The organism is Streptomyces sp. NPDC005435 (genome assembly GCF_040703155.1).
Taxonomy (GTDB): domain Bacteria; phylum Actinomycetota; class Actinomycetes; order Streptomycetales; family Streptomycetaceae; genus Streptomyces.
In genome coordinates, this window is record NZ_JBEXEQ010000013.1 from 69,216 (window position 1) to 80,179 (window position 10,964).

The following is a 10,964-nucleotide window of genomic DNA, read 5'->3' on the forward strand; positions in this document are numbered from 1 at the left end:
GGGCCTGCGGGTCTGTGCCCTGGGCGTGCCCCTCGTCGGGGCCGTGGGTCTTCCCTTGCCGGGTCCTCAGGGGTCGCCCCGGATCCGTGTCCTCGGGCTTGGCCCCTGGGCCCCGGCCCCGCGAGGTCAGTCCGGGTCTGTGCCCCGCGCCTGCCTTCCGGGTCTGCCCGGTCTGTCGCGTGGCTTGGGGTTCCCGGGCCCGGGGCCTCCGAGCCCGTGTCCTGGGCGTTCCCCTCGTCGGGCCCGTTGGGTCTCCCCTCGCCGGACCCCAGGGCTCGCTCTCCCGGATCCGCCTCCTCGGCCTCGACCCCGCGACGCCGACCCCTTAGGCCGCCCCCGCAAGGCCGTCCCCGCGATGTCGACCCCGTAAAGCCGACCTCGCAAGGCCGACCTCGCAAGGCCGCCCCCGCAAGGCCGACCTCGCAAGGCCGACCTCGCAAGGCCGCCCCCGCAAGGCCGCCCCCGCAAGGCCGCCCCCGCAAGGCCGCCCCCGCGATGTCGACCCCGTAAAGCCGGCTCCGCAAGGCCGACCCCGTAAAGCCGACCTCGTAGGCCGGCCCCGCAAGGCCCACCCCGGGTCGAAAAGTCATCCCGCCGCGCTCATCGTGTCCGCCGGGCGGCCGTGGGCTGAGCGGGTGGCGGGTAGGGCGGACAGGGCTGCTGCTCCGAGTACGGCGCCGGTGCCGGTCAGGAGGAGGAGGGTGGGGGAGGGGGAGCGGGCGAGGCCGGTGCCGGTTCCGGTGGAGGCGGCCTGGGCGTCGATCAGGTGGTGGGCCAGGGGCAGGCCGAGGGCTGTGGCGGCGAGGGCCGCTGCCAGGGCTGTGCAGCTGATCGAGGTGACGGTGATCGCGGTGATGTGGCGTGGGGACATGCCGATGGCGCGCAGGGCGAGGACGTCCCGTTCGCCCTCGCGGACGGTGCCGCCGATGGCGGTGAGGAGTTCGACCAGGCCGACGAGGGCGAGGACGGCGATCAGGCCGGCGACCACCGCGCGCAGCGGGGAGAGGCCGTCGGCCGGGTTGGTGACGGCGTGCACGTCGAGGTGGCCGCCGCCCGAAGAGGTCAGCGCGGCGGCGACCTTCGCGGGGTCGGCGCCGGGGCGCAGCCGGAGCTGGTAGAAGGCGGGGGAGAGGGTGGGGTCGTTCTCGCGGAGGGTGTCCAGGGAGGTGGTGACGGTACGGCCGCCGTTCTGCGGTTCCAGGGCGCGGCCCACGATGTGCAGGATCTGCGGCTGGTCGCCGACCGTCATCCGTACCCAGTCGCCCACCCGGACGTGCAGCAGATCGAGCAGACCCTGGCCCGCCACCGCCTCGTCGGGGCCGTGCGCGCGCCGCCCCTCGACGAGGGCGTAGGGGTAGGGCCGCGCGCGGGTGCCGAGCCCGCGCAGGGCGATGGTGCCGGTCTGTCCGGGAACCAGCGCGGCCAGCTCCACGCCCGGGTACGCCTCGGCGACCTGGGGGTCGGCGGCCAGCAGCTGCCGTACCCGCTCATCGCGCAGGCCGTCGTCCGCGCGGACGGTGAGCGCGGCGGGCAGCCCCACGCGGGCGGGCTCGGTGTGGAAGCGGTCGATGGTGGTCCAGGCGCTCAGCGCGACCACCATGAGCAGCAGCGGAAGCGTCAGCCGGGCCAGCGCGGCGGCCGAGCGGCCGCGCCCGGCGAAGGCGCGGTGGCAGCCGAGGACCAGCGCGGCGGGCAGCCGCAGCCCCAGCGCCCGGCGGGCCACCTCGGTCAGCCCGGCGCCCGAGGGCCCCGCGGGACGGGGTACCGGCACCGGCGGCACGCGCCCCGCGCGCCAGGCGGCGAGTCCGGTGGTCAGGCCGATGAGCAGCACCGTTCCGACGGGCACGGCGGACAGCGCCAGGGTGTGCCCCGGCAGCCCCTGCCACACGCCCACCGCGTCGCCGAGCCGCCCCGGCACCCGGCCTCCGAGCCCCTCGATCAGCGCGGCCGAGGCCACCGCGCCGAGCACGGCGTACGCCAGATGCTGGAGCAGGAAGACCCGGACGACCTGCGCGGGTGTGAACCCGATGGCCTTCAGCACCGAGATGTCCCGCAGATGTCCCCGGATGCGGGTGCCGATCGCCCCGTGCACCGCGAACCCGGCGGCGGCCAGCGCGCCGAGCCCGAACGCCCCGAGCACCTGGCCGAGCAGCCGGTTGTCGCCCTGTGCCTGCGCCCGGGCCTGCTGCCAGGTGGAGACCTCCCCGACCGCGCCCGCGCCCAGCCGGGTCACGGCGCGCTGGACGGCGTAGTCGGTGTCGGCGGGGTCGGCCAGGCGCAGCCCGGTCACCTGGTAGCCCGGAGCGCGCACGGTGGACGGCAACGCCCAGACGAGCCCCGGCTGTTCGCCCGCGCTGTAGCGGGGCTCGGCGCTGTCGGCGATGCCCTCCACGGTCAGGGTGCGGGCGGTGCCGGGCAGCGTGAGGGTGTCGCCGGGCTCCGCCAGCAGGGCGCGGGCCAGACCGCTCTCCAGGACCACGCCGTCCGGCCGGGCGGCGTCGAGCCAGTGCCCGGCGGTGAGCAACGGGCGCCCCACGGAAGGGAGGTGAGGGGTGGCGCGCAGTTCCACGGCGGCCCGGGTGCCCCGGCAGGACACGGTGGCGGCCTCGGTGTCGTAGGGCCCGGCGACCGCGCGCACCCCGTCCAGACCGGCGAGCCGGCCGGCGCCGGCCGAGGGCGCGGTGTGCAGCCAGACGTGCGCGCCGTGCGCCTGGGTGAAGATCCGCTGCCAGGGGTTGGTGGCGTAGCCGAACAGGGCGGCGGCCAGGAGCAGGGAGGCGACGATCCCGGCGGTGGCCAGGGTCAGGAACAGCGCCTCGCCGCGGTGCGCGCGCAGATCGGAGTGGGCCCAGCGCAGGGTGGCACGCACGGGCTCAGCTCCTCGTGACAGCGACAGCGACAGCGACAGTGACAGTGACAGTGACAGTGACAGCGGGGCGGTTGCGCATGGCGGTCAGTCCCTCAGTTCGAGCACGCCCGAGGTGCCGGACCTCGGGGACGGGGTGCCGTCGAGCCTCGCGTCGTCGGCGATGCGGCCGTCGAAGAAGCTGATCACGCGGTCCGCCGCGCTCGCCAGCCGGGCGTCGTGCGTGACCAGGACGATGCTCTGGCCGCGCGCGTGGAAGCGGGTCAGCAGCCGCATCACCTCGCGGGTGCCCTTGCTGTCGAGGCTGCCGGCGGGCTCGTCGGCGAGCAGCAGCGGGGGGTGGTTGACCAGCGCGCGGGCCAGCGCGACCCGTTGCTGCTCGCCGCCGGACAGCTCGCGGGGCATCGCGCGCTCCTTGCCGGTGAGGCCCAGCTCGGCGAGCAGCGCCTCGCGTTCGGCGCGGGCGCGCTTCGGGGGGACGCCCGCGAGCAGGGCGGGCAGCTCCACGTTGTCCGCGACGGACAGGTTGGAGACCAGGTTGAAGAACTGGAAGACGATGCCGATCGACTTGCGGCGCTCCACCGCCCAGCGCGCCTCGCTGAAGGAGTCCGTCGGGCGGCCGTCGAGCCGGATGCTGCCCGCGTCGGGCCGCTGGAGGCCGCCGAGCAGATGCAGCAGCGTGGACTTGCCCGCGCCGGAGGGCCCGGTGACGGCCACGAACTCGCCGCGCGCCACGGTCAGATCGACCCCGCGCACGGCCCGTACCGGGGCGCCCTCGCCGTGGTGGGTCTTCTCCAGGCCCTCGGCCCGCAGCACGGGCGGCGGCTTCTCGCTCACTGAGGCCCCTCCAGTTCCTCCTGGCAGCGCTCCAGCCAGTCGAGGTCGGCCTGGAGATGCAGCATCGCGCCCTCGATGAGCAGCTGGGCGACGCGGTTGTCGCGGTCCTCGGCCGCCGCGAGGCGTGACAGGTCCCGCATGGTGTTCAGATAGCGGCGCCGCTGCTTGTTGATGAGGTCGATCTGGTCGGCGAGACCGGTCCTCGGGGCCAGCGCGAGCTTCATGAAGAACTCGTCCCGCACCCGGGGCTCGCCCTCGGTCTCCTCGAACCAGACGTGCAGCGCCTCACGCCCGGCGTCGGTGAGGTGGTAGACCTTCTTGTTGGGACGGCCGGACTGCTCGACGTCCTCGCCCGCGATCAGCCCCGACTTCTCCAGGCGCCCGAGGGTCACATAGATCTGCCCGACGTTCGGCTGAGGGTACGCGGAGCCCAGCAGTTGCTCAAGGTCCTGTTTCAGCTCGTAGCCGTGGGCGGGGCCGCGCGCGAGGAGTGCCAGGAGGGGCAGGCGCACTCGTGCTGTCCTCCTGTCCGCCGAATGTGCTCCGCCCCCTAGTATCGCGCATACCTAACGGGTATACATGGCTCGGTCCGGGCGATGATGCCCAGGGCGCGTGGGGTGCACGGGGAGGAACCTATGCGGTGGACGCACGCCGCCGGTAGGGGGCTTCTCGTTCTCGCCGTGGTGCTGGCCGGATGTGTGTCCTCCGGGGCCCGCGCCGACGGCGGTGACGGGCGCGGGCCGCTCACCCTGGCCACCGCGGGCGACCTCACCGGCTATCTCGGCCCGCTGCTCGCGGGCTGGAACCGCGCCCACCCCGCCGAGCGCGTCACCCTGGTCGAACTCCCGGACTCCGCCGACGAGACCCACGCGCAGATGACCACGGATCTGCGCGGCGGCGACCGGGGCCGCTTCGACGTCCTCAACATCGACGTCAACTGGACCTCCGAGTTCGCCGCGGCGGGCTGGATACGCCCGCTGCCGCCGGACCGCTTCCCGCTGAAGACCTTCCTGCCCCCGGTCGTGGACACGGCCACCTACGAGGGACGGCTCTACGCGGTCCCGTACGTGACCAACGCCGGGCTGCTGCTCTACCGCAAGGACGTCCTCGACAAGGAGGGCGTACCGCCCCCGCGCACCTGGGCCGAGCTGGAGCACGATGCCCGGACCATCGCGCCGAAGTACGGACTCGACGGCTACGCGGGCCAGTTCCTCCCCTACGAGGGCCTGACCGTCAACGCGGCCGAGGCGGTGTACTCGGCCGGCGGCTCCATCCTCGGCGGCGAGGGCACCCGCGTCACCGTGAACTCCGACGCCGCCCGCGAGGGCATCGGCTTCCTGGCCCGGGGCGTGCGCGAGGGCTGGATACCGAAGGCGGCCCTCACCTACAAGGAGGAGGAGTCCAAGCGGGCGTTCCAGGACGGCCGGCTGCTCTTCCTGCGGAACTGGCCCTACGCCGTCGCCTCCGCCAAGGGCTCCAAGGTGGCCGGGAAGGTTGGCGCCGTCACCCTGCCCGGACCGCACGGCCCCGGCACCAGCGTGCTCGGCGGCTCCAACCTGGCCGTCAACACCCATGCCCGGCACCCCGATTCGGCGGCCCGGCTGATCGCGTACCTCACCAGCGAGGGCGTCCAGCGCCAGGTCCTCACCCGGGGCGCGCTGCCCCCCGTGCGCGCCGCGCTCTACCAGGACCCGGACCTGATCCGGCGCTACCCCTATCTGCCGACCCTGCGCACCGCCGTGCTCACGGCCGCCCCGCGCCCCAAGAGCCCGCGTTACGACCAGGTGAGCCTGGTGGTCCAGGCGGTCGTGCACGACGCGCTGACCGGCCGGCAGACCCCGGCCGCCGCCGTGCGCAGACTGGCCAGGGAACTCGACGCCGTCGCGAGTCGCTAACTCTCGGCTAGTTACTTGTTAAGTAACGCGCTCATATCGAAGCGCTTCATCCTGCCCGGGTAAGTCCCTTTTTGTATGCCCCACTTGGCGACACCATGCGTTCTTCTCATTGACACCCCTGAGAAACAGCTACCTAACATGCATGCATGAAAAGGCACCACTGGTGGCGCGACGCGGTGATCTACCAGGTGTACGTCCGCAGCTTCCTGGACAGCACCGGTGACGGCGTCGGCGATCTCGCCGGAGTCCGCGCGGGACTGCCGTACCTGAAGAAGCTCGGCGTGGACGGCGTCTGGCTGAGCCCGTTCTACCCGTCGCCCCAGCACGACCACGGCTACGACGTGGCGAACTACCGCGACGTCGACCCGCTCTTCGGCGACCTCGCCGAGTTCGACCTGCTGATGGCCGACGCCCGGCGGCTCGGGCTGCGCATCCTGCTCGACATCGTCCCCAACCACTGCTCCAGCGAGCACCCCTGGTTCCGCGCCGCCCTGGCCGCGGGGGCGGGCGGCGAGGAGCGCGCCCGTTTCCACTTCGCCGAGGGCAGGGGTCCGGACGGCGCCGAGCCGCCCAACAACTGGCACGCCATGTTCGGCGGTCCCGCCTGGACCCGGACCGACGACGGCCAGTGGTACCTGCACATGTTCACGCCCGAACAGCCCGACTGGAACTGGCGCCACCCCGAGATCCCCGCCGAGTTCGAGGACGTGCTGCGCTTCTGGCTCGACCGGGGCGTGGACGGCTTCCGCATCGACGTGGCCGCCGGACTCTACAAGCACCCCGAGCTGCCCGACTCCGACGACCCGGAGGCCGACGCCCGCACCCGCGACTCGGTCAACCCGCTCGCCTGGAACCAGCCCGAGGTGCACGACGTGTGGCGCCGCTGGCGCGCGGTCTGCGAGGAGTACACCGCCCGCGACGGCCGCGAACGGCTCCTGGTCGGCGAGGTCTCCGTCCCCTCCGCCCGCGAGCACGCCGCCTACGTCCGCTCCGACGAACTCCACCAGGCCTTCTTCTTCGACCTGCTCGGCGCCCCCTGGGACGCCGACGCCTTCCGCAAGGTCATCTCCGAGGCCATGCGGGACATCGCCGGCACCGGCTCCACGCTCACCTGGGTCCTCAACAACCACGACCAGGTCCGCACCGTCACCCGCTACGGCGAACCCGCCCCCGGCGGCAGCGGCCTCGGTGCCGCCCGTGCCCGCGCCGCCGCCCTGCTGATGCTCGCGCTGCCCGGCGCCGCGTACATCTACCAGGGCGAGGAACTGGGCCTGCCCGAGGTCGTCGACCTGCCCGACGACGTCCTCACCGACCCCGTCTTCCACCGCACCGGCAGCCGTGCCCGGGTCCGCGACGGCTGCCGGGTGCCGCTGCCCTGGTCGGGGCAGGCCTCCCCGTTCGGCTTCACCACCGGCGTCGAGGGCGTCAAGACCTGGCTGCCGCAGCCCGACTACTTCGCCGAGTACGCCACCGAGCGCGCCCTCGCCGACACCCGCTCCTTCTGGCACCTCTACCGCGACGGACTCCAACTGCGCGCCTCGCTGCCCCAGTTGGGCGACGGCGACGGCACGCTGCGCTGGCTCGACACTGAGCCCGGCGTCCTCGCCTTCACGCGCGGCGACGGCCTGGTCTGCGCCGTCAACTTCGGTACCGCGCCCACGACCGCGCCCGTCCCCGGCACCCCCCTGCTCGCCAGCGGCCCCTGCCCGGCCGGGGAACTCCCCGGCTCCACCGCCGCCTGGTGGCTCGCCGACCTCTGATCCGCCGTCAACAGCCCGATCCGCCGTCAACTCCCACCTCCTCGAAGGGGCATCAACGATGATGCGACGACGTACCACCCTGCTCACCGGCTGCACCGCCCTCGTCCTCGCGCTCGGCGCGACCGCGTGCGGCGGCGACAAGCCCGTCTCCGCCGGGGGCGGCGACAAGGCGCTCACCGGCCAGACCGTCACCGTCGCCGGTGTGTGGTCCGGCAGCGAGCAGAAGAACTTCCAGAAGGTGCTCGACGCCTTCACCGCCAAGACCGGCGCCAAGACCCAGTTCACCTCCACCGGCGACAACGTCTCCACCGTCGTCGGCAGCAAGATCGAGGGCGGCAACGCCCCCGACGTGGTGATGGTCCCGCAGGTCGGCGTGCTCCAGCAGTTCGCGAAGAAGGGCTGGCTGACCCCGCTGTCCGCCACCACCCAGAAGTCGGTCGACGCGGGCTTCGCCCCGGTCTGGAAGAAGTACGGCAGCGTCGACGGCACCCTCTACGGCCTCTACTTCAAGGCCGCCCACAAGTCCACCGTCTGGTACAGCCCCGACGCCCTCACCCAGGCCGGCGTCAAGCCCCCGAAGACGTACGCCGACCTGCTCAAGGCCGGGCACACCGTCTCCGACTCCGGGCTCGCCGCGTTCGCCGTCGCCGGACAGGACGGCTGGACCCTCACCGACTGGTTCGAGAACATCTACCTCTCCCAGGCGGGCCCCGAGAAGTACGACGCGCTCGCCGCCCACAAGCTCAAGTGGACCGATGCCAGCGTGGTCAAGGCGCTCACCACCCTCGGCAAGCTGTTCAAGGACAAGCAGCTGGTCGCGGGCGGCAGCAAGGGGGCGCTGAACACCGACTTCCCCGGCTCGGTCGAGAAGGTCTTCGGCCCCAAGCCGCAGGCGGGCATGGTCTACGAGGGCGACTTCGTGGCCGGTGTCGCCCACGACCAGTTCCACCGCACGATCGGCAAGGACGCGGACTTCTTCCCCTTCCCGGCGGTCGACGGCGGCACCGCGCCCGTGGTCAGCGGCGGTGACGCGGCGGTCGTCCTCAAGGACGGCAAGAACGCCAAGGCCGGCATGAAGCTCCTGGAGTTCCTGGCGACGCCCGAGGCCGCCGCCGTGTGGGCCAAGGCGGGCGGTTTCCTCTCCCCGAACAAGAACCTCGACCTCGCCGCCTACGGTGACGACGTCACCCGCGCCACCGCCAAGTCCCTGGTCGGTGCCGGGGATTCGGTCCGCTTCGACATGTCCGACCAGGCCCCGGCCGCGTTCGGCGGCACGAAGGGCGCCGGCGAGTGGAAGCTCCTCCAGGACTTCCTGCGCGACCCGTCCGACCCCAAGGGCACCGCGGCCGAGCTGGAGTCCGCGGCGGCCAAGGCCTACCGGAACTGAGTGGCCCGATGACCGCCACCGTCCCCGTCAAGGAACAGGCGGCCCCGTCCGCCGCCGGGCCGGCGCGCCAGCGCCGCACCCGGCGGCGCGGCCGGGCGGTCGCCCTCCTCTTCGTCTTCCCCGCGCTGCTCCTGCTTGGCGCCCTCGTCGTCTACCCGGTGCTCTTCTCCGTCGGCCGCAGCTTCTTCGACGCCTCCGGCACCCGGTTCGTCGGCGGCGGCAACTACGCCGAGATGTTCCAGGACCCGGCCACCGTGAAGGCCATCCGGAACACCGCCATCTGGGTCGTCGTCGCCCCCGCCCTGCTCACCGGGCTCGGCCTGATCCTCGCCGTCCTGGTGGAGAAGGTCCGCTGGGCCACCGCCTTCAAGCTGCTGCTGTTCATGCCGATGGCGGTCTCCTTCCTCGCCGCCGGGATCATCTTCCGGCTCGCCTACGACGAGGACCCGGACAAGGGCGTCCTCAACGCGGCCGTCGTCTCCGTCCACGACGCCTTCGCCGGGACCTCCACCTATCCGACCGCCCGCGCCCGCGACGGCCACGGGCTCACCCCGGCCGCCGGCGGCGCGTACACCACGGCCGCCCGCTTCTCACCGGGCGGCGCGCCCACGGTCCTCCCGATGGTCGGCGTGCTGCCCAAGGACCTGCCCAAGGGCGCCGAACCCGCACGACAGCCGGCGGGCAACGCCCCCGCCGGCGAGGTGCGCGGTGTCGTCTACCTCGACTTCACCCCCGGCGGAGGAGGGAAGCAGGGGCAGGTCGATCCCCAGGAGAGCGGGCTGCCCGGCATGAAGGTCGAGGCCGTGCGCGACGGGCACACCGCCGCCACCGCGACCACCGCCGCCGACGGCTCCTTCCGCTTCACCCACCTCGCCGCCGGGTCGTACGCGCTGCGGCTGCCCGGCGCCAACTTCGCCCCGCCCTACCAGGGCGTCTCCTGGCTCGGCCCGGCGCTGGTCACGCCCGCGATCATCGGCGCGTACCTGTGGATCTGGACCGGGTTCGCCATGGTGCTCATCGGCGCGGGCCTGTCCACGCTGCCCCGGGAGACCCTGGAGGCGGCGCGGGTGGACGGCGCGAACGAGTGGCAGATCTTCCGCCGCATCACCGTGCCGCTGCTCGCGCCCGTGCTCACGGTCGTCTTCGTCACCCTGGTGATCAACGTGATGAAGGTCTTCGACCTCGTCTACATCATCGCGCCGGGCCCGGTGCAGGAGGACGCCACCGTGCTCGCCACCCAGATGTGGCTGGTCTCCTTCGGCGGCGGCAACAACCAGGGCCTCGGCAGCGCGCTCGGCGTGCTCCTGCTGCTCCTGGTGATCCCCGCGATGGTCTTCAACGTCCGGCGTTTTCGAAGGAGTCAGCGATGAACGCGGTCCGGCGCGGCCTCGGCAACGGTCTGGTCCAGGCGTTCCTGGTGGTCATCGGGCTGGTGTGGCTGACTCCGCTCGCGGGGCTGTTCGTCTCCTCGATGCGCACCCCCGAGGACACCGCCAAGGGCGGCTGGTGGACGGCGCTCACGAGCCCCGGCCAGCTGTCCTTCGACAACTACACGGCCCTGCTGAAGAACTCCGGTATGACGCAGGCGTTCTGGAACACCGTGCTGATCTCGGTGCCGGCCACCACCCTGGTCGTCGTCCTCGCGGCGCTCGCCGGATACGCCTTCGCCTGGCTGGAGTTCCCGCTCAGGGAGCCGCTCTTCCTGCTGGTCGTCGCCCTGTTGGTGGTGCCGGTGCAGATCGGTCTGCTGCCCGTCGCCAAACTCTTCGGGCAGCTGGGCCTGTTCGGCACGATCCCGGGCGTGGTCCTCTTCCATGTGGCCTACGGGCTGCCGTTCGCGGTGTTCCTGCTGCGCAACTACTTCGCGGAGATCCCGAAGGAGATGCTGGAGGCGGCCCGCATGGACGGCGGGGGCGAGTGGCGGATCTTCACCCAACTGGTGCTGCCCGTGGGGCGCCCCGCACTCGCCAGCCTCGCCATCTTCCAATTCCTGTGGGTGTGGAACGACATGCTGGTCGCCCTGCTCTTCGCGGACAGCTCGGCCCAGCCGCTGACCGTTCAACTCCAGTCGCAGATCCGCCAGTTCGGCAGCAACATCGACGTGCTGGCGCCGGGGGCCTTCCTCTCGCTGATCGTGCCGGTGGTCGTCTTCTTCGCCTTCCAGCGGCATTTCGTGCAGGGGGTGATGGCGGGGTCCGTCAAGTGACGGCGGCGTCAGG

The 10,964-nt window shown here is 72.7% G+C and carries 8 protein-coding genes; 5 read left to right on the forward strand and 3 right to left on the reverse strand.

What is annotated here, in order from left to right; genetic code table 11:
* Positions 1-586: 586 nt before the first annotated feature.
* From AB0898_RS18265 to AB0898_RS18275, 3 genes are all read right to left on the reverse strand, one after another.
* Complete coding sequence (locus AB0898_RS18265) at positions 587-2,869, reverse strand: FtsX-like permease family protein (protein WP_366803944.1); 2,283 nt, start codon at positions 2,867-2,869, stop codon at positions 587-589.
* Between the two features lie 84 nt (positions 2,870-2,953).
* Complete coding sequence (locus AB0898_RS18270; protein WP_366803945.1) at positions 2,954-3,703, reverse strand: ABC transporter ATP-binding protein; 750 nt, start codon at positions 3,701-3,703, stop codon at positions 2,954-2,956.
* Positions 3,700-4,215 carry a PadR family transcriptional regulator gene (locus AB0898_RS18275; RefSeq protein ID WP_161178249.1) on the reverse strand — a complete coding sequence of 172 codons (516 nt, stop codon included), beginning with the start codon at positions 4,213-4,215 and terminating at the stop codon, positions 3,700-3,702. The genes AB0898_RS18270 and AB0898_RS18275 overlap by 4 nt, the downstream gene beginning before the upstream one ends.
* A gap of 123 nt (positions 4,216-4,338) precedes the next feature.
* Between AB0898_RS18275 and AB0898_RS18280 the strand changes: the two genes are divergently transcribed.
* The 5 genes from AB0898_RS18280 to AB0898_RS18300 all read left to right on the forward strand — a co-directional run bounded on the left by AB0898_RS18280 (position 4,339) and on the right by AB0898_RS18300 (position 10,951).
* A complete protein-coding gene (locus AB0898_RS18280) occupies positions 4,339-5,598 on the forward strand; it encodes an ABC transporter substrate-binding protein (RefSeq protein ID WP_366803946.1) in 1,260 nt (419 codons plus the stop codon).
* Between the two features lie 146 nt (positions 5,599-5,744).
* Complete coding sequence (locus AB0898_RS18285) at positions 5,745-7,358, forward strand: glycoside hydrolase family 13 protein (protein ID WP_366803947.1); 1,614 nt, start codon at positions 5,745-5,747, stop codon at positions 7,356-7,358.
* A gap of 58 nt (positions 7,359-7,416) precedes the next feature.
* Positions 7,417-8,745: an ABC transporter substrate-binding protein gene (locus AB0898_RS18290; protein WP_366803948.1), complete on the forward strand. Its 1,329-nt coding sequence runs from the start codon at positions 7,417-7,419 to the stop codon at positions 8,743-8,745.
* Between the two features lie 8 nt (positions 8,746-8,753).
* Positions 8,754-10,115: a sugar ABC transporter permease gene (locus tag AB0898_RS18295; RefSeq protein ID WP_366803949.1), complete on the forward strand. Its 1,362-nt coding sequence runs from the start codon at positions 8,754-8,756 to the stop codon at positions 10,113-10,115.
* Positions 10,112-10,951: a carbohydrate ABC transporter permease gene (locus AB0898_RS18300; RefSeq protein WP_366803950.1), complete on the forward strand. Its 840-nt coding sequence runs from the start codon at positions 10,112-10,114 to the stop codon at positions 10,949-10,951. The genes AB0898_RS18295 and AB0898_RS18300 overlap by 4 nt, the downstream gene beginning before the upstream one ends.
* Positions 10,952-10,964 lie beyond the last annotated feature (13 nt).

Coding starts and splice junctions, on each gene's coding strand:
- AB0898_RS18300 (WP_366803950.1), top strand. CDS start 10,112: ATGAACGCGGTCCGGCGCGGCCTCGGCAACGGTCTGGTCCAGGCGTTC.
- AB0898_RS18295 (WP_366803949.1), top strand. CDS start 8,754: ATGACCGCCACCGTCCCCGTCAAGGAACAGGCGGCCCCGTCCGCCGCC.
- AB0898_RS18280 (WP_366803946.1), top strand. CDS start 4,339: ATGCGGTGGACGCACGCCGCCGGTAGGGGGCTTCTCGTTCTCGCCGTG.
- AB0898_RS18285 (WP_366803947.1), top strand. CDS start 5,745: ATGAAAAGGCACCACTGGTGGCGCGACGCGGTGATCTACCAGGTGTAC.
- AB0898_RS18290 (WP_366803948.1), top strand. CDS start 7,417: ATGATGCGACGACGTACCACCCTGCTCACCGGCTGCACCGCCCTCGTC.